The organism is Allobosea sp. GW821-FHT10B12 (assembly GCF_059415545.1).
In genome coordinates this window covers 201,216-225,380 of the sequence record NZ_JBWKNL010000007.1, presented here as the reverse complement: position 1 = coordinate 225,380, position 24,165 = coordinate 201,216, and the positions used below count along the sequence as shown (strand labels likewise).

Below are 24,165 nucleotides of genomic sequence, written 5' to 3'. Positions count from 1 at the left end.
TCGTCAGCGCAGCTTCGGGTTCAGCGCGTCGCGCAGCCAATCGCCGAGCAGGTTGACCGAGAGCACGATCAATCCGAGCTGCAGCGAGGGGAAGACGACGAGCCACCAGGAGCCGGAGAACAGGTACTGGTTGCCGATGCGGATTAGCGTTCCCAGCGAAGGCTGGGTGATCGGCATGCCGACGCCGAGGAAGGACAGGGTCGCTTCCGAGAGGATGGCGAGGCCGAGATTGAGCGTGGCCGCGACCATCACCGGGGTCAGCGTGTTCGGCAGGATGTGCCGGCGCATGATCCGCCCGGCCGGCACCTTGATGATCCGCGCCGCCAGCACATACTCCTTGCGCCGCTCGACCATGGTCGAGGCGCGCACCGTGCGGGCGTACTGCACCCAGCTGGTCAGCGCGATCGAGACGACCAGTACCGCCGCGGCGAAGGGGTCGCGCAGCGCCGGCGGCAACAATTCGCGGAAGATCGCCGAGACCAGGATCGCCATCAGCAGGGTCGGGATCGACAGCACGGTGTCTCCGAGCCGCATCAGCAGGTTGTCGATGCGCCCGCCATAGAAACCGGCGATGAGGCCGATCGAGACGCCGATCGCCATCGAGACCATCACGGCCGAAAAGCCGATGATCAGCGAGACCCGCGTGCCGTAGAGGATGGCGGAGAGCACGTCGCGCCCCTGCGGGTCGGTGCCGAGCAGGAAGGGCCATTCGCCGTCGGCCGACCAGATCGGCGGGATCTCGGCCTTGTCGATGAAGATCTGGGCGAGGTCATGCGGGTTCTGCGGCGCGATCAGCGGGCAGAACAGCGCGGTCAGGATCAGCAGCGCCAGCACCAGCGTAGAGAGCCAGGCGGCCGGCGTGCGCCGAAAACTCCAGCCGATATCGCTGTCGAGGAAACGGCGCAGGCGCCCGGGCTTTGCTGCAGCTTTGGCGGCTTCAGCGGGCATTGGCGCCTCCTGAGAGCGCGTCCTCGCGCAGGCGCGGATCGACCCAGGCATAGGTCAGGTCGACCAGCGTGTTGAGCGAGACGAAGATGAAGGAGACGACGATCAGATAGGCCGCCATCACCGGGATATCGACGAAGGTGACGGCCTGGACGAACAGCATGCCCATCCCCGGCCATTGGAACACCGTCTCGGTCACCAGCGCGAAGGCGATCAGATTGCCGATCTGCAATCCGGTCACCGTGATCACCGGCATCAGGCAGTTGCGCAGCGCGTGGCGGAAGTTCACGGCCCGGGCCGGCAGGCCGCGCGCCCTGGCGAAGCGGATGAAATCGGTCCGCATCGTCTCCAGCATCTCGGCCCGCACCAGCCGCATCACCAGCGTGATCTGGAAGAGCGAGAGCGTGATGCCCGGCAAGATCAGCGCCTTGCGGCCGGACGCCGTCAGCAGCCCGGTGCTCCACCAGCCGATCTGCACGACCTCGCCGCGACCGAAGGCCGGCAGCCATTGCAGCGTCACCGAGAAGACCAAGATGAACAGGATGCCGAGCGCGAAGCTCGGCAGGGAAACGCCGAGCACCGAGACGAATTGCAGCGCCTTGGCGAGCAGGCTGTCCCGCCGGATCGCGGTGTAGACGCCAAGGGGTATGCCGACCGCCAGCGACAGGAAGGTCGCGACCAGCACCAGTTCGAAGGTCGCCGGGAAGCGTTCGGCGATCAGTGTGAACACCTCCTGCTGATTGCGGTAGGAGATGCCGAAATCGCCGCGCAGCGCATTGCCGACGAAGGTCGCGAACTGCAGCACGAAGCCCTTGTCGAGCCCGAGCCTGGTACGCAGTTCGTCGCGCTGCGCCTGGCTCGCCTGCTCGTTCAGCATCAGTTCGACGGGGTCGCCGACGAAGCGGAAGGTCAGGAAGGCGAGGAACGCCACCGCCAGCATGACGCCGGCGGCATTGACGAAGCGCTTGAACAGGAAGGCCGGCATGGAATGGCTACTCCAGCTCTCGGATAAACCCCGCCGTCATGCTCGGGCTTGACCCGAGCATCTCAGGACCAGGGGGCGGCATTGCCTTCTCGTCACGAGATTCTCGGGTCTGCGCTTCGCTTCGCCCGAGAATGACGGCTCACCTCACTTCATCATGGTCAGCCACAGGCGCGGCTTGTTGTCCGAGGCCTGCACGGTAGAGGCGACGGTGCTGCGCATCGCCCAGGCCATCGGCTGCTGGTGCAGAGGGATGAAGAGATGTTCGGCCTTGGCGATCTTCAGCGCCTCCTTCATCATCTCAATACGCTTGGGCGTATCGAGCTCGACGCCGGACTTGTCGACCAGCGCGTCGATACGTGGATCGCCCCAATTGCCCCAGTTGAACACGCCGCCCGTGCCGCTCTTCGAGCGCAGCACCTGCACCAGCAGCGAATAGGCGTCGATCATCGGTTCGTTGGCCCAGCCGAAGGAGATCAGGTCGAAATCGCCCTTGACCCGCTTCGGCGCCTGCTGGCTGCGCGGCGCCAGGCTGAGGTTCGGCTTCAGGCCGGCGCGCGACCACATCGCCGCAACCGCCTGGCAGAACTCCTCCTCGTTGACGAGCGAGTCGCTCTGGCAGTTCATCAGGAAGGAGAAGCCGTTCGGATAGCCGGCCTCGGCGAGCAGCTTCTTGGCGCCGTTAAGGTCGAAGGCCAGGCGCTGGTCCTGCGACGGCTCGTAGCCGGGGATCGCCGGGGCAACGAGCGCGCCGGTATTGCGCGAGAGGCCCCGCATCGCCCGCTTCTGCACCGCGTCGATGTCGATGGCGCGGTAGAGCGCCTCGCGCACCTTGATGTCCTTGAAGGGGTTCTTGTCCTTGACGTCGCTTTCGACCAGCTTGTCGGTGAGGTTGAAGGCGAAGAAGACCGAGCGCAGTTCGTTGGTCTGCAGCACCTTGACCTCGTTCGAGGCCGAGAGGCGCGGCAGGTCCTGCAATGGCGCGACATTGGTGAAGTCGATCTCGCCGGAGAGCATCGCCGCGACACGGGTCGAAGACGAGGTGATCGGGATGAACTCGATCACATCGATATTGTGCTGCGGCTTGTCCCACCAGCTCGGATTCCTGGCGAAGATCGTCTTGGAGTCGGCACGCCGGCTTTCGACCTTGAACGGTCCAGTGCCGTTGGCATTGTCGGTGGCGTAGCCCTTCACGCCCTTGCCGGAATCGGTCGGGAGCAGCGAGTTGTTCGCCTCCATCCACTCCTTGTCGAAGATGAAGATGTTGGTGAGGTCGTTGAGCAGCAGCGGATAAGGGCCGTTGACCTCGATCTCGACGGTATAGTCGTCGATCTTCTTCGAGCTCTTATAGGCCGGCAGATTGCCCTTGAGCGGCGAGGTGTCGTGGGTGACGCGCGCCAGCGAGGCGATGACGTCGTCGGCCGTGAATGGGTTGCCGTTGTGGAATTTCACGCCCTGGCGCAGCTTGAAGCGCCAGAGGGTCGGCGACACCGTCTCCCAGGATTCCGCCAGCGCCGGCTCGATCTTGAGATCGCCGGTATAGCGGACCAGCCCCTCATAGACGTGGTTCAGCACCGACAGCGTGAAGGTCTCGCCGAAGGAGTAAGGATCGAGCGAGGCGATCTCGCGGGCCGAGCCCCATTTCAGCGTCTTGGCTTCGACCGCGCCGTTCAGCGCAAGAGCGGCGACAGCCGCCAGCAACCAGGCCTTCTTCATCGATCTCTCCCCTTCTCGTTGCTTGCCGGCCCGCTTCGCGCACCGGGGAATGCCGTCCGTTGCCACCTCTGTGATCACCGTGGCGCTTTGCGCGCCATCTCGTGTGCGATCGTTGAGCAAACTTGCATACGATACAAGAACCGTATTGTATGCGATTATTGAAGACAAGCGGAAACTCGATTCATGCCGCGCCCTGCCCGCCCGCTCGCTGCGAACAAGTCCGGCCCCAACGGCAAGATGTCCGAAACGGGCGCGCCGGTGCCGCGCGCGCAAGCGGTCTACAAGGCGTTGCGCCGCGCCATCATCGAGCAGGCGCTGAAGCCCGGGATGAAGCTGCCGGAGGATTCGATCGGCGAGCAGCTCGGCGTCAGCCGCACTTTGGTGCGCGAGGCCTTCGGGCGGCTCGCGGTCGAAGGGCTGGTCGAGCTCAAGCCCAATCGCGGCGCCAATGTCGCCTATCCGACACTGGAAGAGGCGCGCGACGTCTTCGAGGTCCGCCGCGGGCTGGAGCGCCTCGTCGCCGAGAACCTCGCGGGCCGGCTGACCCCGGCGCAATCGGCCGAACTCGAAGCCCATGTCCGGCTGGAAGAAAAGGCGCATGAGCAGGACGGACCGGAATCGATCCGTCTCTCCGGCGAATTCCACATCAAGCTCGCCGAGATGACCGGCAACGCCCTGCTGCTGCGCTATGTTCAGGAGGCGTCGTCGCGCTGCTCGCTGATCCTCGCGATCTACGGCCGCCCGCACTCCTCCGAATGCGCCGTCTCCGAGCACCGCCAGTTGATCGAGGCCCTGCGCGCCGGCGATGCCGCCCGGGCCGCGGCGCTAATGGATCACCACCTGCAATCGGTCGTCACCCGCGCCTTGCTGGCGCCGCGCGGCGAACGCGACATCCGCGACGTGCTCGCACCCTATGCCTTGAGTGAAGGATTGACCCCATCGTGACCCAGACGCTGACGCAGGACCGGTCGGCCGCCGCCGAGATCGTCACCTTCGACTTCGCCGCGTTGACCCCGCGTGAGCGCTACAAGCTGCTGATCGGCGCGGTGGTACCGCGCCCGATCGCGCTGGTGACCACGATCGACGCCAACGGCGTCGTCAACGCTGCGCCGTTCTCGTTCTTCAACTGCCTCTCCGCCGATCCGGCGATCCTGGCGCTCGGCGTCGAATACCGCCAGACCGGCGGGCAGAAGGACACCGGCCGCAATGTCCGCGAGAGCCTCGCCTTCACCGTCAACATCGTCTCCGACGCGCTGCTCGACGGCATGAACGCCTGCGCCGTGCCGTTCGAGCCGGGCACGAACGAACTCGCCGAGGCCGGCCTCACCGCCATGCCCGGCGTCAAGGTGCCCTGCCCCTGGATCGGCCAGGCGCCGGCCGCCTTCGAATGCCGCCACCACACCACGCTCGGGATCGGCAATTCGCGCGAGATCATCCTCGGCGAAGTCGTCTACGCCCATTTCCGCGCCGATACGGTCGATCAGGTGAAGCACTATGTCGACCCGGTCGCGCTCGACGCGATCGGCCGCATGGGCGGGCATGGCTATGCCACCACGCGCGACTATTTCGACCTGCCGACCATGTCCGTCGCCGATTGGCGCGGCGACCGTTCCAAGGCGAAGCGCACACGGCCCGGCAAGCGCTGAGCGAATGCATCATCTGCTCGGGAGCGGTTGACCCGCGGCCGATTTCCGCCAGCAATGCGGCCTCGAAAAATCACTCCGACGAGGCCCCTCATGAACAAGCACGTCTCCGGCATCGATGCCAACAAGCTCGATCGTTTGGCCGAGGTCGCGATCAAGGTCGGCCTCAATCTGCAGCCGGGGCAGGACCTGTTCCTGACCGCCCCCGTCGCAGCGCTGCCATTGGTCCGGCGCATCGCCGAGCACGCCTACAAGGCCGGCGCCGGCTTGGTCACGCCGATCCTCTCCGACGAGGCGCTGACGCTGGCGCGCTATCGTTTCGGCCAGGATGCCAGCTTCGACCGCGCCCCGTCCTGGCTTTATGAGGGCGTCGGCAAGGCCTTCGCCGCCAACACCGCGCGCCTCGCCATCGTCGGCGACAATCCGATGCTGCTCGCCGAGCAGGATCCGGCCAAGGTCGCCCGTGCCAACAAGGCGAACTCGATCGCCTACCAGCCGGCGCTGGAGAAGATCGCCAATTTCGACATCAACTGGAATATCGTCTCCTATCCCGGCGCAGCCTGGGCCCGGCAGGTTTTCCCGGGAGATGCCGAGGAAGTCGCGGTCGCCCGGCTGGCCGAGGCGATCTTCGCGGCATCGCGTGTCGACCGCGACGATCCGATCGCGGCCTGGGCCGAGCATAACGCGGCGCTGGCGCAGCGCACGAAGTGGCTGAACGGCCAGCGCTTCTCTGCGCTGCACTTCACCGGCCCGGGCACCAACCTCACCATCGGCCTCGCCGACGGGCATGAATGGGAGGGCGGCGCCTCGACCGCGAAGAACGGCATCACCTGCAACGCCAACATCCCGACCGAGGAGGTCTTCACCACCCCGCATGCCCGCCGCGTCGAAGGCCATGTCTCCTCGACCAAGCCGCTCTCCTATCAGGGCACGCTGATCGACAATATCCAGGTGCGCTTCGAGGAAGGCCGGATCGTCGAGGCCAAGGCGAGCCGCGGCGAAGAGGTGCTGAACAAGGTGCTCGACACCGACGCGGGCGCGCGCCGGCTCGGCGAGGTCGCGCTGGTGCCGCACTCCTCGCCGATCTCGCAGAGCGGCATCCTGTTCTACAACACGCTCTTCGACGAGAACGCCTCCTGCCACATCGCGCTCGGCCAGTGCTACTCGAAGTGCTTCATCGACGGCACCAAGCTGACGCCGGAGCAGATCGCAGCGCAGGGCGGCAACAAGAGCCTGATCCATATCGACTGGATGATCGGCTCGGGCGAAGTCGACATCGACGGCGTCAAGCCCGATGGCAGCCGCGTCGCGGTCTTCCGCAAGGGCGAGTGGGCCTGACGATCATCTCCACCGGCACCTACCGCCTGAAGCGGTTGCGGTAGGCCGCCGGCGACGTCCGGGCGATCTCGAAGAAGGCCTTGCGGAAGCTCTCCGGCGAGGCGAAGCCGCAGGCGGCGCCGATATCGGCGAGCGCCATGTCGCTCTCTTCCAGCAGCTTCATCGCCCGGACGATACGCTCGCGCCTGAGCCATTTCAGCGGCGTCACCCCGGTGCCGTCGCGGAAACGGCGCAGGAAGGTGCGCTCGCTCAGGCCAGCATGGCGCGCCATTGCGCCGATCTCCAGCGGCTCGGACAGGCGCTCGCGCGCCCAGTCGAGCACCGTTGCGATAGAGCGGCCGGGCCTTGCCTGGATCGGCGCCTCGACATATTGCGCCTGGCCGCCATCGCGATGCGGCGGCATCACCAGCCGGCGCGCGACGATATTGGCGATCTTCGCGCCATGGTCGGCCCGGATCAAATGCAGGCAGGCGTCAATGCCGGCGCTGCTGCCGGCCGAGGTGACGACGCCCTCGTCCTCGACATAGAGCACGTCGTCGACCAGCGTCGCGCCCGGGCAGGCATCGGCGAGATGCGGGGCGTGTCGCCAGTGCGTCGTGGCCCGCCGTCCGTCGAGCAGGCCGGCGGCTGCCAGCACGAAGGCGCCGGAGCAGATCGAGAGCAGCCGCGCCCCGCGCCGATGCGCCGCCCGCAGCGCTTCGATCAGCGCCGCAGGAGGCGCCTCATCGCGATTGCGCCAGCCGGGAATCACGATGGTCTGGGCTTCGCTGAGGATCTCCAGCCCAGCATCGACCTGCAGCGAGAAACCGCCCATCGCCCGGATCGGCCGCTCGGCCGCAGCAACACGGAAGCGATACCAGGAAAAGTCGAACTCAGGGCGCGGCAAGGCGAAGGCTTCGACGACGATGCCGAACTCGAAGGTGCACAGGCCATCATAGGCGATGGCGACGACCTCGTGCGGCGTGGCGAGACGGTCCATTCCGGCGTCAGCGTGCATTTGGCGGAAACCTGCCAGATATTGTCATTTCCGCTACTGCCTGAAATCCGCTGCGGCCGCTACCCCTGTCGCCATCGCAACCTTCTGGAGGATCGCCATGGCCACCGCCGTCACCGAAATAGCCGCCGCTCCCTCGCATATCGCCCGCGCTCATTTCGAGGCGATGCTGACCTTCGAGACCGATTGCTGGGATACCCATGAGGCGCTGAAGACGAACGACCGCGACTTCGTCCTCGTCGATGTGCGCTCGCCGGCACTTTACGCCGAGGGCCATATCGACGGCGCGATCAACATCCCGCACGGCAAGATGACGGCCTCCCGGATGGCCGAGCAGCCGGAGGGCAAGACCTTCGTGGTCTATTGCGCTGGCCCGCACTGCAATGGCGCCAACCGCGCCGCGGTCCGGCTCTCGCGCCTCGGCCTGCCGGTCAAGCTGCTGATCGGCGGCGTCACCGGCTGGCTCGACGAGGGCTTTTCGCTGACCAGCGCCGGCTGAGCTAGGCGATCCGCCCCAGCGCCTGCTCGATCGCGGTGAAGATCTCCTCGATCTCGGCGGGCGCAATCACCAGCGGCGGCGACAGCACCAGCGTGTCGCCGGCATTGCGGATCAGCACGCCGGCGTCGAGGCAGAGCTTGTTTGCCTCCCCGCCCCTGGCGCCATCGGCGCCCGGACGCGGCGCAAGATCGATCGCGCAGAGCAAACCGGCGGTGCGGATGTCGACGACATGGGCCGCGCCCTTCAACCGATGCGCCCGCTCCTCCCAGAGCGGCAGCATCTTGGCGAGCCCGCCAAGGATATCCTGCTCGGCGAAGACGTCGAGCGTCGCGAGACCAGCGGCGCAGGCGAGCGGATGGGCCGAATAAGTGTAGCCGTGCAGGAGCTCGATCGCCTCGGGCGGGCCGGCCATGAAGGCGTCATAGACATGGCCGGCAACGAGAACGCCGCCCATCGGCACCGCGCCATTGGTCATGCCCTTGGCGCAGCTCATCAGATCGGGTGTGACGCCATAGGCCTGCGCCGCGAAGGGGCTGCCGAGCCGGCCAAAGCCGGTGATGACCTCGTCGAAGATCAGCAGGATGCCGTGCCTGTCGCAGATCGCGCGCAGGCGTTCGAGATAGCCCTTCGGCGGCGGATAGACCCCGCCCGAGCCGGTCACCGGCTCGACGATCACGGCGGCGACCGTCTGGGGATCATGGATCTGCAGCAGGGTCTCCAGCGCCTCGGCAGCCGCGAGCCCGCCTTCCGGCCGGCCGCGCGAGAAGGCCATGCTGGTGCGGTCATAGGGCAGCGGCAGATGCGCGACATCGGGCAGCAGCGGCCCGAAAGCGGCCTTGTGCCGGCCGATTCCAGAGACCGAGAGCCCACCCCAGCCCATGCCGTGGTAGCCCTTGGCCCGGCCGATCAGCTTGGTGCGCGAGGCTTGGCCGCGGGCCTGATGATAGGCACGGGCGATCTTCAGGGCGGTATCGACCGCCTCCGAGCCGGAATTGACGAAGAAGACATGGCCGATGCCCTCCGGCGCGAAATCGCAGAGCCTGGCAGCATAGGCTTGCGCATCGGGGTGGCTCATCCTGAAGGAGGAGACGAAATCGAGCCGGCCGGCGGCTTCGCGGATCGCCTCGGTGATCCTGGCCTGGCCGTGCCCGGCATTGACGCACCAGAGCCCGGCCATGCCGTCGAGCACGCGCCGTCCGTCCGGCGTGATGTAGTGCATGCCTTCCGCCCGCTCGAACAGCAGCGGCGCCTGCCGGAAGGCGCGCATCGGCGTGAACGGCATCCAGAACGCGTCGGGAGCGTTGTCGCGGCGGCTTTCGGCGGCAAATGCAGGCGCGGTCATCGGCAGGTCCTCGCTATGGATCACCGCATGATGTCTTTCTTAAGTTCAAAAGACAATAGCGAGAATAGCAGACCGCTTCAGTCCAGCCCGTCCGGCCGGCGCAATTGCATGGCGCGCTGGAGATGGCTGCGCATCAAGGCGCTGGCGAGCGCGTAGTCGCCCGCCTCGATCGTCGCGAGCATCTGCAGGTGCTCGCGGCTGTTCACCACGACGCGCTCATAGCCATAGGCCCAGTCATAGTTGGAAAGCCGGCGCATCTGGTTCTGCCGGCGGATGGCGGAGTGGATGAAGCGGTTGCCCGAGGCCGCCGCCAGCCCCTCATGGAAATCGGCGTTCATCTCGTAGAAGCCGACCGGCGAGCTGTCTTTCCAGGGCTGCAACAGCGTCAGCTCATGCCGCACCCGCATCTCGTCGATCCAGCTCTGCTCCAGCGAGAAGCCGGGCTCGAGAAAGACCATCGGCTCGATCAGCAGGCGGAAGCGGTAGCGCTCGTCATGGGCCGACTGGTCGCGTGCCTCGTGCAGGAAACGCCAGCCATAGCCGCGCTTGCGCTCGACCATGTCGAGATCGGCGAGCCGCGCCATCAGGCGCTGCACCTCGGGTCGGCCAAGCTCGTAGCGCCGCATCAGTTCGAGCTCGGAGATCTCGTCGGGCAGGCGCCCGCCATGGCGGTCCTGCGCCACCTTGACCATGGCAAGCTCGGTCGCGTCCGTGCTCGCGCCGGTTTCCACTGATGCCGCGGGCGCGCTCAGCAGCTCGACGCCCTTGTTGGGATGCCGGCGCACCAGCCCCTGCTGCGCGAGATGATCGATCGCTGCGCGTACCGGCGTGCGCGAGACGTTGAGGCGGCGGGCCGCGCTGTTCTCGTTGAGCCAGGCGCCGGCTTCCAGCCCGTCCTCGCGGACCATGCGGAGGATCCGCTCGGCGATGTCCTGCTGCAATCGTGTCGGTGCCGTCATCGAAAACTCTTGATTGTCTTAGTTCGAAATGAAATACATTATAGCCAGACACAGCACCAGTGCGAACGCGGAGATCCGGTCATGACCTCGCCCTTTCCCTTCGTCGATGTCTCCGGCACGCCCTATGAGCGCGGCCGCCAGCATGGTGCGGCGGTGCCGGGGCGCGTCAAGCGCTCGATCGAACTCTATGGCGGACAGCTCGGCGATCTCGGCTATGACGCCACCGCAAAGTCGCGCCTGATCGGCGAGTTCGCCCGCGAGATCGAGGCGTTCGGCAAGCACTATGTCGAGGAGATGCGCGGCATTGCCGACGGCGCCGGCGTCGCGCTCGAAGACGTCATCATGATCAACGCCCGCACCGAGGTGATCGCCAAGGCGCGGCTGGAGAGGAACAAGCCGGTCGAGGCGACCGAAGAGCTCGACGATGGCTGCACCGGCGCAATCATCCTGCCGGAGCGCAGCGCCTCGGGCGAACTGATCCACGGCCAGAACTGGGACTGGAAGGCCGAATGCGCGGAGACGGCGATCGTGCTGCGCGTGCGCCGCGAGGACGGCCCGGATTTCCTGACCTTCGTCGAGGCTGGTGGCCTCGCCCGCTGCGGCATGAACGCGGCCGGCATCTCGATCACCGCCAACTATCTCGAAAGCGAGCGCGACTTCACCCAGACCGGCGTGCCGCTGGCGCTCATCCGCCGCAAGGTGCTGGAGCAGGAGCATCTCGCCTTCGCGATCAAGGCCGTCGCGACCACACCCAAGGCCTGTTCGAACAACATGATGCTCTCGACCGTCGCTGGCTTCGGCATCGACTTCGAATGCGCGCCCGACGCCGCCTTCCCGCTCTATCCCGAGGACGGGCTGATCGTGCACGCCAACCACTGGGTCGGCCAGGTCGCGCTGACCAAGATCACCGATACAGGTACCCCACGCGTGCCCGAGAGCTTCTACCGTGACTGGCGCGTCAGGAAGCTGCTCAATGAGGCCGGCCGCAAGCTGACCGTCGATGATCTGAAAGAGGCCTTCTTCGACGATTTCCTGACCCCGCACTCGGTCTGCCGGCCGCCGCGCCTCAACGACACCGGCAATCTCTCGGCCACCGTTTCGATGGTGATCATGCAGCCGGCCAAGGGCACGATGGAGGTCGCGCCGCTGCCCGCCCTCAACCGCATCTTCACCCGCTACAGCCTCACCGACGAGCCGGTGACTTTGGCGCAAGCCGCCGAATAAGGCAGCACCGACAGCGTCCAAGCCAGAACCATAAAACAAGGGGAACCCGCCGATGCACAGCCGACGCCGCCTTTCCCTCGCCCTCACCGGATTGGGCCTCGCGACCGCAGCCGCCTTGCCGGCCGCGGCGGCGACGCTGCGGGTGCAGCTGCCCTTCGACATCCGCTCGGTCAATCCGGGCGTGAACCGCGACCACAACACCGACGGCGTCGTGCTGCACATGGTCGAAGGCCTCGTCGCCTATGGCGAGGATGCGGCGCCCAAGCCCTTGCTAGCCGAGAAGGTCGACATCTCCGGCGACGGGCTGGCCTACACCTTCACTCTGCGACAGGGCGTGAAGTTCCATAACGGGGCGGCGCTCACGGCCGAAGACGTGCTGTGGAACTGGAACCGCTACATGGATCCGAAGACGGACTGGCGCTGCCTCTCCGAATTCGACGGTCGCGGCCAGGTCAAGGTCGAGCAGGTGACGGCGCCCGATGCCCGCACAGTCGTCTTCAGGCTCGACAAACCGAGCGCGCTCTTCCTGACATCGCTGGCCCGGACCGACTGCGCCATGACCGGCATCCTGCACAAGGATTCGGTCAAGGCCGATGGCAGCTTCGACAAGCCTGTCGGCACCGGGCCGTTCAAGCTCGCCGAATGGAAGCGCGGCGAATTCATCCGTCTCGAGCGCTTCGCCGACTATTCCGCCCTGCCCGGCAAGATCGACGGGCTCGGCGGCGCCAAGCGCCCGCTGGTCGACGAGGTCCGCTTCGTCATCATTCCCGATAGCGCGACGGCCAAGGCGGCCCTGCTGCGCGGCGATGTCGACATCGTGCCCGACGTCGCCAATGCCGACATCTCCGAGCTGAAAAAGAGCCCCGACAAGGTCGGCCTTTCGGTGGTGACGCATATGGGGCTGGTCGGGCTGATCATCCAGACGCGCGATCCGGTGCTCGGCAACGCCAAACTGCGCCAGGCGATGGCGGCGGCGATCGACACGCCGGAGCTCGTCGCCCAGGTGACCGACGGCATCGGCAAGCCCAACCAGTCGATCGTGCCGGCGCTCTCGGCCTATTACGGCCCGGTGCAGAAGCAGGGCCGCGCCTATGATGCGGCCGCGGCGAAGAAGCTGCTTCAGGAAGCCGGCTACAAGGGCGAGAAGATCGTCATGCTGGCGAACAAGCGCTATCCGCAGAGCTTCGACGCAGCCGTGGTCTCGCAACAGATGCTGAAGGCCGCCGGCATCAATGTCGAGATCGAGGTGCTGGAATGGGCGACCCAGCTCGACCGCTACAACAAGGGCAACTACCAGATCCAGGCTTTCCCCTATTCGGGGCGGCTCGACCCGGCGCTCTCCTTCGAGTCGATGACCGGGCCGAAGGACAAGCAACCGCGCAAGCTCTGGGACGACCCTGAGGTCCAGGCCCTGCTCGACAAGTCGATGGTCGTCGGCGACAAGGCTGAGCGCCAGAAGATCTTCGACGAGCTGCATCGCCGCTTCATCGCCGACGTGCCGATGGTGATGCTTTACAACGGCATCGTCGGCGGCGCCCATGGCAAACGCGTCAAGGGCTACACCTCGTCGCTGACCTCGCTGCCGCGTCTTTGGGAAGTGAGCATCGCCGACTAAGCGGCGCCATTGACCTCGATCAGGTCCTTGGTGATGTGATGACTGGTGAGCGCGGCGAGGCGCTCACCGTCTCCGGCGCGGATCGCCGCGACCATGGCGTGATGGTCGGCGTCGCTGGCGAGCAGGGCTTGATGCGAGGCCCAGACCGTGACCGCCGAGCCGCGCGAGCGGTCGCGCAGGCTCCAGATCGTCTCCACCAGCACCGGATTGCCGCAATGGTCATAGATCAGACTATGGAAGGCGCGGTTGATCTCGCTCTGCTCGACGCGCGTGCCGCTCTGGACCGCCCGGCTAAACTCGTGGGCGAGCGCATCGAGCTTTACAAGCGCGGCGTCGTCCATCTTGCCAATCACAAGGCGGGACGCGGCACTTTCGAGAATGATGCGGGTGTCGCGGATGGCGCGATAGGTCTCGAGGTCGATCTCGATGACACGGTAGCCGCGATTGGGCACATGCTCGATCGTCTTGCGCACGGCAAGCTCGTCGAGCGCGGCGCGGACATCGAAGCGCGTCGCCTGGAAGGCCTCTTCGAGATCGATCTGCCGCAGCCATTCGCCCGGCCGATAGGCGCGGACATGAATCGCCCGGGCGATCTCATTGGCGAGTTCGCCCTTGGCGCGCTGGGTCTTGGGACGAGGGGCCATAGCGGGTCTCTAGAGCATTTCAGCGACGCTTGTGAACTGGTTCACCCGCATCGCACACAGCCGGCACGACGTCTGTCGAATCCCGCTTGCAGCGCCCATCGTATCATGCAACAAAATTGGCGCCAATCTTATAACCAATCAGGAAACGCCGCATGACTGCTCCCGTCGCAAGCCAGGCCAAGCAGGACGACGCGGCTTCAATCGCCCGCGCACTCTACGATTTCGGCCCGACGCCTGTGGTCGCCTGCAAGGCCGACCCGCGTTTCAGCTACTGCCTCTATGTGCCGAAGAACCTCGGCAAGGGCGGCCAGGCCCCTGAGCTCGTCGTCACCATGCACGGCACCGGCCGCGGCTTCATCGGCTATCGCGACGCCTTCGAGGCTTTCGGCCGCTGGAACAACTGCGTCATCCTCGCCCCGCTCTTCCCGATCGGCGTGATGGGCGACGGCAACCGCAACGGCTTCAAATATATGCGCGAGGGCGAGGTCCGCTACGACCACATCCTGCTCGCCATGGTCGAGGAGGTCGCCCAGGCCTATGGGCTGCACTTCGACCGCTTCGCTTTGTTCGGCTATTCCGGCGGCGGCCATTTCACCCACCGCTTCCTGATGCTGCAGCCGAACAAGCTCTGGGCCGCTTCAATCGGCGCGCCGGGCTCGGTGACCCTGCTCGACCCGACGCGCGACTGGTGGGTCGGCACCCGTAACATGGCCGAACTCTTCGGCAGCGCACCCGACATCGAGGCGATGCGCAAGGTCGCGGTCCAAATGATCGTCGGCGCCGCCGATCTCGAAACTTGGGAGATCACCCACAAGCCCGGCAATGCCAGCTGGATGCCCGATGCGAACCATGCCGGCGTGAACCGCCCGGAACGGCTCGATACCCTGCGCCGCAACTTCGAGGAGCACGGCATCACCGTGCGTTTCGACCTTGTGCCGAACATGCCGCATGACGGGCTGAAGGCGGTCTCGCGGGTCGAGGACTTCTTCGCCGACGTGCTCGCCAAGCGCCGATCCGGTGCTGCCAAGGCGGCCTGAGACCGTCCGAACCGGGACAGCGAACAGCGAGGGGAACGACAATGAACCGCCGACTCATCTCCGCCTTCGCTCTCCTTGCTCTCGCGAGCCCCGCAACGGCGCAGACGATCAATGTCGCGCTCAACGCCGACATCCGCTCGACCAATCCGGGCGTCAACCGCGACGACAACACCGACGCGGTCGTCCTGCACATGGTCGAGGGCCTGGTCGGCTATCGCGAGAACGGCGCGGTCGCGCCACTGCTGGCGGAGAAGGTCGCCGTCTCCGCGGACGGGCTGACCTACAGTTTCACCCTGCGCAAGGGCGTCAAGTTCCACAACGGCGCCGAGCTGACCTCGGCCGACGTCATCTGGAACTGGACCCGCTACATGGACCCGAAGACCGACTGGCGCTGCCGGTCGGAGTTCGACGGCCGCATCGGCATGAAGGTGACCGGCGTCACCGCGCCCGATCCGTCGACCGTCGTGATGACGCTGGAAAAGCCGAGCGCGCTCTTCCTCGACACCATGGCGCGGACCGACTGCGCCATGGTCGCGATCATCCACAAGGACTCGCTGAAGCCCGACGGCACTTTCGACAAGCCGATCGGCACCGGCCCTTTCATGCTCGGCGACTGGCGCCGCGGCGAGTTCGTCTCGCTGAAGCGTTTCGATGCTTATGTCTCGCCGGCGGGCGACAAGCGCGACGGCTATGTCGGCCGCAAGAACGCGCTGGTGCCGGAGGTCAAATTCCTCGCCATCGCCGACGGCGCGACCGTCAAGGCAGGTTTGATCTCGGGCGCGCTGCATGTCGCCGACATCCCGGATTCCGACCTGCCGGAGATGCAGAAGAGCAATAACGTGCAAGTCGTGACCGCGCCGAGCGCGACCAAGCATGCCCTGCTGCTGCAGAGCCGCGATCCGCTGCTATCCGATGTCCGCATGCGCCAGGCGATCGCGGCGGCGCTCGATCTCGACGAGCTCGTCGCCCAGGCCTCGAACGAGCTGGGCAAGGTCAACAACTCCGCCGTTCACATGGCTTCGCCCTATTACAGCGAGGTCCAGCGCCAGCGTTACAGCAACGATCCGGCCCGGGTGAAGAAGCTGCTCGCGGAGGCCGGCTACAAGGGCCAGACGATCAAGCTGATCGCCAACAAGCGCTCGACCGTGCCGAGCTTCCCGGTCGCGGTGGTGGCGCAGGCGATGCTGCAGGCTGCCGACATCACCAGCGAGATCGAAGTGCTGGAATGGGCGACGCAGCTCGACCGCTACAGCAAGGGCAACTACCAGATGATGTCCTTCAGCTATTCCGCCCGCATCGATCCGGCCCAGAGCTACAACCAGTTCAGCGGTCCCAAGAACATCTATCCCTCAAAGGCCTGGGATAGCCGCCGCGCCGATGAGTTGATCGAGAAGGCGACGATCACCGCCGACGAGGGCGAGCGCCAGAAACTGTTCGACGAGTTGCACAGACTGATGCTGGCCGATGCGCCGCTGATCTTCCTCTACAACCAGGTCGACACCGCCGTCGTGTCGAAGCGTCTGCAGGGCTTTGCGCCCTGGGTCGCCTCGAAGCCGCGGCTCTGGGAGGTCGGCCTCGCCAACTGAGCCGTCGCGGACGCGGCGGCCTCACGATCACAACGACAACTTAAAAAACGACAGGGGACCGAGATGAAGTATCTTTTTGCGCCGGCCGCCGCCCTCATCGCCACCGCCGCCCTCGCCGCGCCAGCCACGGCGCAGTCGATCACCGTCGCGGTCGCCGCGGACATCCGCAGCAACAATCCCGGCGTCAACCGCGACGACAATACCGACGATTTCGCGCTGCAGCTGGTCGAGGGCCTCGTCGGCTACAATGAGGGCGGGGTCGCGACGCCGCTGCTCGCCGAAAAGGTCGATCTTTCCGCCGACGGCAAGACCTACACCTTCACGCTGCGCCAGGGCGTCAAGTTCCACAACGGCGCCGAGCTGACCTCGGCCGACGTGCTGTGGAGCTGGAATCGCTACATGGATCCGAAGACCGACTGGCGCTGCACCATCGAGTTCGATGGTCGCTCGGGCCTCAAGGTCGAGGAGGCGACGGCGCCGGATGCGCGTACTTTCGTCATGAAGATCGACAAGCCGAACGCCCTCTTCCTCGACACGCTCGCCCGCACCGACTGCGCCATGACCGCGATCCTGCACAAGGATTCGGTCAAGGCCGACGGCTCCTGGGACAAGCCGATCGGCACCGGCCCCTACAAGTTCGGTGAGTGGAAGCGCGGCGAGTATTTCACCATGACCGCCTTCGAGGGCTACAAGTCGCCATCCGGCGGGCAGCGCGACGGCTATGTCGGCTCAAAGCGGCCGCTGCTCAAGGACGTGAAGTTCCTGATTGTCAAGGACCCCGCGACCGTCAAGGCCGGCCTCATCTCGGGCGCGCTCGACATGGCTGATATCCTGCCGAGCGACGCCGCCGAGTTGCGGAAGAACCCGAAACTTGCCGTTGCGGTCGAGCCCAATGCCGTGCGCCATGTCTTCCTGATCCAGACCAAGGACGCGGTGATGGGCAACCAGAAGCTGCGCCAGGCGATCGCCGCTTCGCTCGACATGGATGAGATCGTCGCATCCTTCTACAACGACCTCGGCAAGCCCAACACCTCGCCGATCTATTCCGGCTCGAGCTATTTCGGCGAGATCGAGAAGAAGGGCCACACCTACGATCCGGCCCGCGCCAAGAAGCTGCTGCAGGAAGCCGGCTACAAGGGCGAAAAGATCGTGATCCTCGCCAATAAGCGCCCGGTGGTGCCGAGCTTCCCGGCCGCGGTGGTTGCCCAGCAGATGCTGCAGGCCGTCGGCGTCAACGTCGAGATCGAGGTGCTGGACTGGGCGACCCAGCTCGACCGCTTCAATAAGGGCAACTACCAGATGCAGTCCTTCTCCTTCTCGGCCCGCTTCGACCCTGCCATCGCCTTCGAGCAGTTCTCGGGGCCGAAGGACAAGCAGCCGCGCAAGGTCTGGGACAATCCGGAAGCGCAAAAGCAGATCGACAAGCTCTTCGTCACCTCCGATCGGGCCGAGCGCCAGAAGATCGTCGACGAACTGCACAAGCGCGTCATCGACGAAGTCCCGATGATCTTCGCCTTCAACGGCCTCGACATCATCGCTCATGCCAAGCGCGTCCAGGGCTTCAAGCCGTGGCAGTCGAAGCTGCGCATGTGGGAAGTGACGCTGGCGAACTAACGTCACTCGGATCATCCGCACGCCGGGAGGAAACCGATGCTGCGCTTTGCGCTGACGCGCATTCTCATGTCCGTGCCGACACTGCTGATCGTGTCGGTGGCGGTCTTCGGGTTGATCCGTCTGATCCCGGGTGATCCGGCTTCGCTGATGCTGGGCGATCTGGCGACGCCGGCCTCGATCGCCGACCTGCAGGCCCGGCTTGGCCTCGACAAGAGCATCCCGGTCCAGTTCGGCATCTGGTTCGGCAACCTGCTCAAGGGCGATCTCGGCCAGTCGATCAACTCGCAGCAGGCGGTGCTGCCGCTGATCCTGCAGCGCTTCTGGATCTCCGCCCAGATCGTGCTGGTCGCGGTTGCGCTCGCCAGCCTGGTCGCGGTGCCAGCCGGCGTGCTCGCCGCCTGGAAGCAGGATTCGTCGCTCGACCTCAGCCTGGTCGCCGTCGCGACGCTGCTCCTGTCGATCCCGACCTTCTGGCTCGGCCTTTTGCTGCTGCTGTTCTTCGGGCTCAAGCTCGAATGGCTGCCGGTGGTCGGCTATGTCTCGATCGCCGAGAACCCCGTCGCCGGCATCCTCTATTTGATCATGCCGATCATGACGCTCTTCCTGCACGAGATCGGCGTCATCCTGCGCATGGCCCGCGCCTCGACGCTGGAGGTGCTCCGGCTCGACTACATCACCCATGCCAGGGCCAAGGGCCTGACCGAGAGCGCGGTGCTCTGGAACCACGCCTTCAAGAACGCCTTCGGCCCGACCTGGACGCTGATCGGGCTCGTGCTCGGCAACCTGCTCGGCGGCATCGCCGTCGTCGAGACCGTCTTCACCATCCCCGGATTGGGCCGCCTGCTGGTCGATTCGATCTTCGCCCGCGACTATCCGGTGATCCAGGGCTGCATGCTCTTCGTCGCCTTCACCTATGTCCTGGTCAATCTGGTGATCGACCTCTGCTATCCGATCTTCGACCCGAGGGTGGCTGCGCAATGAGGCTTCCCGCTCCCAACGCCCTGGTCGGCGGCACGCTGATCGGCTTCCTCGGCCTCGTCGCCGCAGTCAGCTCGGTCTGGACGCCGTTCGACCCGCTGAAGCTCTCCTTCCGCGCCAAGCTGGCGGCGCCCTCGGCCATGCACTGGCTCGGCACCGACGAGTTCGGCCGCGACGTGCTCTCGCGCCTGATGGCGGGCGCCGCCACCTCAGTCTGGATCAGCCTGCTGACGGTCGCGCTCGCCGTTTCGCTTGGCACGGTCATCGGCCTGTTCTCGGGCTATGTCCGCGGCTGGGTCGACCGCACCATCATGGCCTTCAACGACGCGCTGCTCGCCTTCCCCGGCATCCTCCTGGCGCTCGGCCTGCTCGCGGTCGTGGGCGCCAACAAATACGGCATCATCCTGGCGCTCGGCATCGCCTATGCGCCCTCGGTCGCCCGCATCGTACGCGGCACGGTGCTCTCGCTGCGCGAGCGCGAGTTCATCTCGGCCTCGCGGGTGATGGGCAATTCGGAGGGCTTCACCATGGCCCGTCATATCCTGCCGAACTGCATCGCGCCGCTGACCGTGCTGGCGACCTCGATGTTCGGCTGGGTGCTGCTGGCCGAGAGCTCGCTCTCCTTCCTCGGCCTCGGCGTGCCGCCGCCGGCCCCAACCTGGGGCAACATGCTGGCGGGCTCGCGGCCCTATATCGGCCAGGCCGTCTGGCTCGGCATCTTCCCGGGCCTTTGCATCTCCCTGACCCTGCTCGGCATCAACCTGCTCGGCGATGCGCTCCGCGACAAGCTCGACCCGCGGATGAGGGGTGCACGATGACCTCCACCAAACCTCTGCTCGAGGTCGATGGCCTCACCCTCAGGATCGGCGCGAGCGGCCGCACCGTGGTCAACGATGTCAGCTTCAGCGTCTCGCCCGGCGAGATCGTCGGCATCGTCGGCGAGTCCGGCTCCGGCAAGACACTCGCCGCCCGCGCGGTGATGGGCTTCATCCCGCCGGCGGTCCGGCTGATCTCAGGCTCGATCCGCTTCGACGGCGAGGAGGTCACGACCATGGCGCCGAAGCGCCTGCGGGCGATCCGTGGCGCCAGGGTCGGCATGGTCTTCCAGGAGCCGATGACCTCGCTCAACCCGTCCATGCTGATCGGGCGACAGCTGGAAGAAGGCCTCGCACTGCATCGCAAGCTCGACGCTGCCGGCCGGCGCGAGCTCATCCTCGACATGCTCCGCCGCGTCGGCATCCGCGATCCCGAGGGCGCCTTCAACGCCTATCCGCACCAGTATTCCGGCGGGATGCGCCAACGCATCATGCTGGCCTCGGTGATGCTGCTGAAGCCGGCGCTGCTGCTCGCCGACGAGCCGACCACCGCGCTCGACGCCGTCGTCCAGCGCGACGTCATGGAGCTGATGGTCGACCTGACCAAGGAGAACGGCACCGCCGTGCTCCTGATCTCGCACGATCTCGGCATGGTCGCGCGCTATTGCAGCCGCATCGTCGTGATGTGCCAGGGCGATGTCGTCGAGCAGGGCAAAAGCGAGGATATCCTCGCTCGCCCGCAGCACCCCTATACCCGCAAGCTACTCGCCGCGATGCCGCATCGCGAGCCGGCGCGGGAACTGCCGGAGGCGGCAACGCCGCTGGTTTCCGTCGACGGCCTCGTCGTCGACTATGGCGGCCGCCAGGGCTTCTTCCGCAAGGAACAGCCGAAGCGGGCCCTGCACGGCATTAGCCTGTCGGTGAAGCCGGGCGAGGTCGTCTCGGTCGTCGGCGGCTCCGGCTCGGGCAAGACCACGCTCGGCCACGCCATCGCCGGCCTGATCAAGCCGAGCGAGGGCGCGATCCTGTTCAACGGCAAGCCGATCGCCAGGAACGAGACGGCCTATTGGGACTACCGGCTGAACTGCCAGATGGTCTTCCAGGACCCGTATTCCTCGCTCGATCCGCGCATGACCATCGGCGAACTCGTCGGCGAACCCTTGCGGCTGGTGAAGGGCATGGGCGCGGCCGAGAAGAAGGCGCGCCTGCAGGAGGTCTTAAGCGAGGTCGGGCTCGGCGACGGCTTTTCCGAGCGTTATCCGCATGAGCTCTCCGGCGGCCAGCGCCAGCGCGTCGCCATCGCCCGCGCCATCATCCGCCGCCCGAGCTTCGTCATCGCCGACGAGCCGGTCTCGGCACTCGACGTCACCGTCCGGGCGCAGGTGCTGGAACTCTTCGCCGAGCTGCAGAAGAAGCACGGCTTCTCCTGCCTGTTCATCAGCCATGACCTCGGCGTGGTCGAGCAGGTCTCCGACCGCGTCGTCGTCATGCAGGACGGCCGCATCGTCGAGGAAGGTACGCGCGACCAGATCTTCGACGCGCCCCAGCACGACTACACCAGAAAGCTCCTCTCCGCCGTCCCAGGCCTCGAAAGCATGAAAGATGGCGGCGTCAGGCTCTTCTGGAGGCTGGGCGAGCCGGCCACGGCGTGACGAAAGCCGTCATGCTCGGCCTTGTGCCGAGCATCCACGTCTTGAACACCGCCCTCGACCAGCGAAGACGTGGATGGTCGGGACAAGCCCGACCATGACGGGAAGTGCAATGCGAACTGAAGAGCCTTGCCCATGAAGAACGGAATGATCGTCGCCCCGCAGCCGGAGGCCGTTGAAGCAGGCGCGACCGTGCTGGAGCGCGGCGGCAATGCGATCGACGCGGCGATCGCCTGCGCCTTCATGCAGGGCGTCGTTGATCCGCTGATGTCGGGCATTGGCGGCTTCGGCTCGATGCAGCTCTACATGCCCGGCAGGGGCATTCATGAGATCGTCGAGTTCTACGCCCGCGCCTCTTACGCCGCGAAGCCGGACATGTGGCAGGACAAGCTACGCGGCCAGTCGCGCGACGGCTTCGCGTTCCTGCTCGAAGGCGGCATCAACGAATTCGGCCATCTCGCCGTCTGCACGCCCGGCAGCGTCAAGGGCTATGACTACGTGCTGTCGCGCTTCGGCACGATGGCCTGGGCCGACATCATGGCGCCGGCGATCAGACAGGCGCGCGAGGGCGTGCTGGTGCGCCCGCACATGCACTGGTTCTGGTCGCAGGATCAGAGCGGCTCGGGCCAGGTCAACACCTCCGACAAGCTGCGTTACAGCGAGACCGGCAAGCGCCTCTATTTCCGCCCCGATGGCAGCGCCAAGCGCCCGGGCGACGTCATCGTCAACGCCGACATGGCCAACACGCTGGAGCGGCTCGCGAAGGGTGGCGCCGACCTGTTCTATCATGGCGAGCTCGCTGAAGAGATCGCAGCCGACTTCGCGGGGCATGGCGGGCTGATCTCGCGCGAGGATCTCGCCCGCTACGAGCTTTCCGTCGCCGAGCCGATCTGGGGCTCCTATCGCGGCCATCGCATCTCGACCTCGCCGCCGCCGGCGAGCGGCATGTCGATGCTGCAGATCCTCAACATGCTGGAGCCCTTCGACATCGGCGCGCTCGCCCATAGCGGCAGCGAGCATATCCGCCTGCTGGCCGAGGCGATGAAGCGCATGACCATCGACAAGGACCAGTTCATGGGCGATCCGGCCTATGTCGACGTGCCCGTGGAGCGCCTGATCTCGAAGGAACATGCGGCGGAGCAGGCCGAGAGCATCCGCCGCGGCGAGCGCGCCGACGTCAAGCGGCTGGAGCGCTCCTCCTCGCGCGAGACCACCCATGTCACCGTGGTCGACCGGCACGGCAACGCGGTGGCGCTGACCCATACGCTCGGCAGCCCGTCGGGCGCGATCACCGAGGGGCTCGGCTTCATCTACAACGGCACGATGAGCCGCTTCGACCCGCGCCCCGGCCGCGCCGGCTCGATCGCGCCCGGCAAGCGCCGCTCCTCCTCGGCCGCGCCGACCATCGTCTTCAAGGGCGACAAGCCCTTCATCGTGATGGGCGCGCCGGGCGGCAGCTATATCGCCCCGGCGATGGCGCAGGGGATCATGAACGTCATCGATTTCGAGATGTCGATGCTGGAGGCGGTGGCGGCGCCGCGCGTCATGGGCGTCTCGAATTCCATCGACATCAGCAACCGCATCCGCCGCAGCGTCGAAGCCGAGCTCAAGTCCATCGGCTACGACGTCAAGCGCTCGGCCCAGAGCTATCCCTTCGCCGCCCTCCACGGCGTCAAGATCGAGGACGGGCTTGCAACCGGCGGCGCCGACCCGCAGCGCGACGGCATGGCGATCTCCGTGCCGGCGTAAAGGTTTCCGTCTTTCCGGGGCAAGCCGAAGGCTTGAGCCCGGACCCCATGAACACCGCCTACCCGTCATGGTCGGGCCTGTTCCGACCATCCACGTCTTCCTCGGGCGAGCGTAGTGTTCAAGACGTGGATGCTCGCCACAAGGGCGAGCATGACGGCGTTGGAGCAACGTTGTGGTCATGGGTTCCGGGTTCGCTGCTTCGCAGCGCCCCGGAATGACGGCTAAACCGGCGCGATCTGCAGCGGGTCGACCGAGATCGCCCGCTTCAGCGTGCGCAAGCCGAAGGTCGTGCGCGACTGCCGCATGCCGGGCAGACGGTAGATCTTCTCGCGCAGGAAACGCTCATAGTGCTCGGTGCCGCTGACCACGGCCTTGACGAGGTAGTCGTAGTCGCCGGTGACGAGATGAGCCTCGACCACTTCGGGAATCCGCGTCAGCGCCTCGCCGAAGCGGTCGAGCAATTTGTCGTCATGCTTGTCGAGCGTGATCTCGATGAAGACGACATTGTCGAGCCCGAGCGCGCGGTGGTTCAGCACCGCGACATATTTCTCGATCGCACCGTTCTCCTCGAGCCGCTTCACCCGCGTCCAGCACGGCGAGGGCGAGAGGCCGACCTTCTCGGCCAGCGCATTGATCGTCAGCCGGCCATCCTCGTTCAGGGCCGAGAGGATGCGCCGGTCGATCGCATCGAGCTCCTCGCCACGCCTTGCCTTGACCACCATCGAATGAATTTTCCGCCTGATATCGATATTGCAGAAAGATCATCTGATCAAAAGTAAATCACAAGGCCATTTCGGCAAGAAATAGGCATTTCACAGCCCTAACATGCCCGCATA

At 65.9% G+C, this 24,165-nt stretch carries 21 protein-coding genes; 13 read left to right on the top strand and 8 right to left on the bottom strand.

What is annotated here, in order from left to right; translation table 11 throughout:
• Nucleotides 1-3 precede the first annotated feature (3 nt).
• The 3 genes from AC07O0_RS23350 to AC07O0_RS23340 all read right to left on the bottom strand — a co-directional run bounded on the left by AC07O0_RS23350 (nucleotide 4) and on the right by AC07O0_RS23340 (nucleotide 3,643).
• The gene (locus AC07O0_RS23350) at nucleotides 4-948 is read right to left on the bottom strand and encodes an ABC transporter permease (RefSeq protein ID WP_494626159.1); all 945 of its coding nucleotides are present in this window, start codon (nucleotides 946-948) and stop codon (nucleotides 4-6) included.
• The gene (locus AC07O0_RS23345) at nucleotides 938-1,930 is read right to left on the bottom strand and encodes an ABC transporter permease (protein WP_494626158.1); all 993 of its coding nucleotides are present in this window, start codon (nucleotides 1,928-1,930) and stop codon (nucleotides 938-940) included. Before AC07O0_RS23345 ends, AC07O0_RS23350 begins: the two co-directional genes overlap by 11 nt.
• A 144-nt stretch (nucleotides 1,931-2,074) precedes the next feature.
• Nucleotides 2,075-3,643: an ABC transporter substrate-binding protein gene (locus AC07O0_RS23340; protein ID WP_494626156.1), complete on the bottom strand. Its 1,569-nt coding sequence runs from the start codon at nucleotides 3,641-3,643 to the stop codon at nucleotides 2,075-2,077.
• A gap of 183 nt (nucleotides 3,644-3,826) precedes the next feature.
• On the opposite strand from AC07O0_RS23340, the gene AC07O0_RS23335 reads away from it, so the two are divergent.
• The 3 genes from AC07O0_RS23335 to AC07O0_RS23325 all read left to right on the top strand — a co-directional run bounded on the left by AC07O0_RS23335 (nucleotide 3,827) and on the right by AC07O0_RS23325 (nucleotide 6,624).
• Complete coding sequence (locus AC07O0_RS23335; protein ID WP_494626154.1) at nucleotides 3,827-4,588, top strand: GntR family transcriptional regulator; 762 nt, start codon at nucleotides 3,827-3,829, stop codon at nucleotides 4,586-4,588.
• Nucleotides 4,585-5,289 carry a flavin reductase family protein gene (locus AC07O0_RS23330; protein WP_494626152.1) on the top strand — a complete coding sequence of 235 codons (705 nt, stop codon included), beginning with the start codon at nucleotides 4,585-4,587 and terminating at the stop codon, nucleotides 5,287-5,289. The genes AC07O0_RS23335 and AC07O0_RS23330 overlap by 4 nt, the downstream gene beginning before the upstream one ends.
• Nucleotides 5,290-5,379: 90 nt before the next feature.
• On the top strand, nucleotides 5,380-6,624 hold the full coding sequence (locus AC07O0_RS23325) for an aminopeptidase (RefSeq protein ID WP_494626150.1): 1,245 nt from the start codon (nucleotides 5,380-5,382) through the stop codon (nucleotides 6,622-6,624).
• Between the two features lie 19 nt (nucleotides 6,625-6,643).
• On the opposite strand, the gene ftrA is transcribed toward AC07O0_RS23325, so the two are convergent.
• Entirely contained in the window at nucleotides 6,644-7,603 is a 960-nt protein-coding gene (ftrA, locus tag AC07O0_RS23320; RefSeq protein ID WP_494626148.1) for a transcriptional regulator FtrA, read from the bottom strand.
• Between the two features lie 115 nt (nucleotides 7,604-7,718).
• Here ftrA and AC07O0_RS23315 point away from each other — a divergent pair, with 115 nt between their 5' ends.
• Complete coding sequence (locus AC07O0_RS23315) at nucleotides 7,719-8,117, top strand: rhodanese-like domain-containing protein (RefSeq protein WP_494626147.1); 399 nt, start codon at nucleotides 7,719-7,721, stop codon at nucleotides 8,115-8,117.
• Nucleotide 8,118: 1 nt separating this feature from the next.
• On the opposite strand, the gene aptA is transcribed toward AC07O0_RS23315, so the two are convergent.
• Both aptA and AC07O0_RS23305 read right to left on the bottom strand, forming a co-directional pair.
• The gene (aptA, locus tag AC07O0_RS23310; protein ID WP_494626145.1) at nucleotides 8,119-9,459 is read right to left on the bottom strand and encodes an omega-aminotransferase AptA; all 1,341 of its coding nucleotides are present in this window, start codon (nucleotides 9,457-9,459) and stop codon (nucleotides 8,119-8,121) included.
• Nucleotides 9,460-9,536: 77 nt separating this feature from the next.
• Entirely contained in the window at nucleotides 9,537-10,418 is an 882-nt protein-coding gene (locus AC07O0_RS23305) for a GntR family transcriptional regulator (protein WP_494626143.1), read from the bottom strand.
• An 81-nt stretch (nucleotides 10,419-10,499) separates the two neighbouring features.
• Here AC07O0_RS23305 and AC07O0_RS23300 point away from each other — a divergent pair, with 81 nt between their 5' ends.
• Both AC07O0_RS23300 and AC07O0_RS23295 read left to right on the top strand, forming a co-directional pair.
• Complete coding sequence (locus AC07O0_RS23300) at nucleotides 10,500-11,642, top strand: C45 family autoproteolytic acyltransferase/hydrolase (protein ID WP_494626141.1); 1,143 nt, start codon at nucleotides 10,500-10,502, stop codon at nucleotides 11,640-11,642.
• 52 nt (nucleotides 11,643-11,694) lie between these two features.
• Complete coding sequence (locus AC07O0_RS23295; protein WP_494626139.1) at nucleotides 11,695-13,257, top strand: ABC transporter substrate-binding protein; 1,563 nt, start codon at nucleotides 11,695-11,697, stop codon at nucleotides 13,255-13,257.
• Here the strand turns inward: AC07O0_RS23295 and AC07O0_RS23290 are convergent.
• Nucleotides 13,254-13,901 (bottom strand): GntR family transcriptional regulator, encoded by a 648-nt coding sequence (locus AC07O0_RS23290; RefSeq protein WP_494626137.1) that lies wholly within the window; start codon nucleotides 13,899-13,901, stop codon nucleotides 13,254-13,256. The genes AC07O0_RS23295 and AC07O0_RS23290 overlap by 4 nt on opposite strands.
• Nucleotides 13,902-14,053: 152 nt before the next feature.
• Here AC07O0_RS23290 and AC07O0_RS23285 point away from each other — a divergent pair, with 152 nt between their 5' ends.
• The 7 genes from AC07O0_RS23285 to ggt all read left to right on the top strand — a co-directional run bounded on the left by AC07O0_RS23285 (nucleotide 14,054) and on the right by ggt (nucleotide 23,329).
• A complete protein-coding gene (locus tag AC07O0_RS23285) occupies nucleotides 14,054-14,938 on the top strand; it encodes an alpha/beta hydrolase family protein (RefSeq protein WP_494626135.1) in 885 nt (294 codons plus the stop codon).
• Nucleotides 14,939-14,979: 41 nt separating this feature from the next.
• Entirely contained in the window at nucleotides 14,980-16,524 is a 1,545-nt protein-coding gene (locus AC07O0_RS23280) for an ABC transporter substrate-binding protein (protein ID WP_494626133.1), read from the top strand.
• Nucleotides 16,525-16,587: 63 nt separating this feature from the next.
• A complete protein-coding gene (locus AC07O0_RS23275) occupies nucleotides 16,588-18,138 on the top strand; it encodes an ABC transporter substrate-binding protein (protein WP_494626131.1) in 1,551 nt (516 codons plus the stop codon).
• A gap of 36 nt (nucleotides 18,139-18,174) precedes the next feature.
• Complete coding sequence (locus AC07O0_RS23270; protein ID WP_494626129.1) at nucleotides 18,175-19,119, top strand: ABC transporter permease; 945 nt, start codon at nucleotides 18,175-18,177, stop codon at nucleotides 19,117-19,119.
• Nucleotides 19,116-19,934 carry an ABC transporter permease gene (locus AC07O0_RS23265; RefSeq protein ID WP_494626127.1) on the top strand — a complete coding sequence of 273 codons (819 nt, stop codon included), beginning with the start codon at nucleotides 19,116-19,118 and terminating at the stop codon, nucleotides 19,932-19,934. The genes AC07O0_RS23270 and AC07O0_RS23265 overlap by 4 nt, the downstream gene beginning before the upstream one ends.
• A complete protein-coding gene (locus tag AC07O0_RS23260) occupies nucleotides 19,931-21,583 on the top strand; it encodes an ABC transporter ATP-binding protein (RefSeq protein WP_494626126.1) in 1,653 nt (550 codons plus the stop codon). Before AC07O0_RS23265 ends, AC07O0_RS23260 begins: the two co-directional genes overlap by 4 nt.
• A gap of 132 nt (nucleotides 21,584-21,715) precedes the next feature.
• Complete coding sequence (ggt, locus tag AC07O0_RS23255) at nucleotides 21,716-23,329, top strand: gamma-glutamyltransferase (protein ID WP_494626124.1); 1,614 nt, start codon at nucleotides 21,716-21,718, stop codon at nucleotides 23,327-23,329.
• A 221-nt stretch (nucleotides 23,330-23,550) separates the two neighbouring features.
• Here ggt and AC07O0_RS23250 read toward each other — a convergent pair whose 3' ends face one another.
• Entirely contained in the window at nucleotides 23,551-24,051 is a 501-nt protein-coding gene (locus AC07O0_RS23250; RefSeq protein ID WP_494626122.1) for an Lrp/AsnC family transcriptional regulator, read from the bottom strand.
• Nucleotides 24,052-24,165: the final 114 nt, after the last annotated feature.

What these genes read in the sequence shown, in the direction of transcription:
- AC07O0_RS23350 (WP_494626159.1), bottom strand. Translation starts at nt 948, where the DNA reads ATGCCCGCTGAAGCCGCCAAAGCTGCAGCAAAGCCCGGGCGCCTGCGC.
- AC07O0_RS23345 (WP_494626158.1), bottom strand. Translation starts at nt 1,930, where the DNA reads ATGCCGGCCTTCCTGTTCAAGCGCTTCGTCAATGCCGCCGGCGTCATG.
- AC07O0_RS23340 (WP_494626156.1), bottom strand. Translation starts at nt 3,643, where the DNA reads ATGAAGAAGGCCTGGTTGCTGGCGGCTGTCGCCGCTCTTGCGCTGAAC.
- AC07O0_RS23335 (WP_494626154.1), top strand. Translation starts at nt 3,827, where the DNA reads ATGCCGCGCCCTGCCCGCCCGCTCGCTGCGAACAAGTCCGGCCCCAAC.
- AC07O0_RS23325 (WP_494626150.1), top strand. Translation starts at nt 5,380, where the DNA reads ATGAACAAGCACGTCTCCGGCATCGATGCCAACAAGCTCGATCGTTTG.
- ftrA (WP_494626148.1), bottom strand. Translation starts at nt 7,603, where the DNA reads ATGGACCGTCTCGCCACGCCGCACGAGGTCGTCGCCATCGCCTATGAT.
- AC07O0_RS23315 (WP_494626147.1), top strand. Translation starts at nt 7,719, where the DNA reads ATGGCCACCGCCGTCACCGAAATAGCCGCCGCTCCCTCGCATATCGCC.
- aptA (WP_494626145.1), bottom strand. Translation starts at nt 9,459, where the DNA reads ATGACCGCGCCTGCATTTGCCGCCGAAAGCCGCCGCGACAACGCTCCC.
- AC07O0_RS23305 (WP_494626143.1), bottom strand. Translation starts at nt 10,418, where the DNA reads ATGACGGCACCGACACGATTGCAGCAGGACATCGCCGAGCGGATCCTC.
- AC07O0_RS23300 (WP_494626141.1), top strand. Translation starts at nt 10,500, where the DNA reads ATGACCTCGCCCTTTCCCTTCGTCGATGTCTCCGGCACGCCCTATGAG.
- AC07O0_RS23295 (WP_494626139.1), top strand. Translation starts at nt 11,695, where the DNA reads ATGCACAGCCGACGCCGCCTTTCCCTCGCCCTCACCGGATTGGGCCTC.
- AC07O0_RS23290 (WP_494626137.1), bottom strand. Translation starts at nt 13,901, where the DNA reads ATGGCCCCTCGTCCCAAGACCCAGCGCGCCAAGGGCGAACTCGCCAAT.
- AC07O0_RS23285 (WP_494626135.1), top strand. Translation starts at nt 14,054, where the DNA reads ATGACTGCTCCCGTCGCAAGCCAGGCCAAGCAGGACGACGCGGCTTCA.
- AC07O0_RS23280 (WP_494626133.1), top strand. Translation starts at nt 14,980, where the DNA reads ATGAACCGCCGACTCATCTCCGCCTTCGCTCTCCTTGCTCTCGCGAGC.
- AC07O0_RS23275 (WP_494626131.1), top strand. Translation starts at nt 16,588, where the DNA reads ATGAAGTATCTTTTTGCGCCGGCCGCCGCCCTCATCGCCACCGCCGCC.
- AC07O0_RS23270 (WP_494626129.1), top strand. Translation starts at nt 18,175, where the DNA reads ATGCTGCGCTTTGCGCTGACGCGCATTCTCATGTCCGTGCCGACACTG.
- AC07O0_RS23265 (WP_494626127.1), top strand. Translation starts at nt 19,116, where the DNA reads ATGAGGCTTCCCGCTCCCAACGCCCTGGTCGGCGGCACGCTGATCGGC.
- AC07O0_RS23260 (WP_494626126.1), top strand. Translation starts at nt 19,931, where the DNA reads ATGACCTCCACCAAACCTCTGCTCGAGGTCGATGGCCTCACCCTCAGG.
- ggt (WP_494626124.1), top strand. Translation starts at nt 21,716, where the DNA reads ATGAAGAACGGAATGATCGTCGCCCCGCAGCCGGAGGCCGTTGAAGCA.
- AC07O0_RS23250 (WP_494626122.1), bottom strand. Translation starts at nt 24,051, where the DNA reads ATGGTGGTCAAGGCAAGGCGTGGCGAGGAGCTCGATGCGATCGACCGG.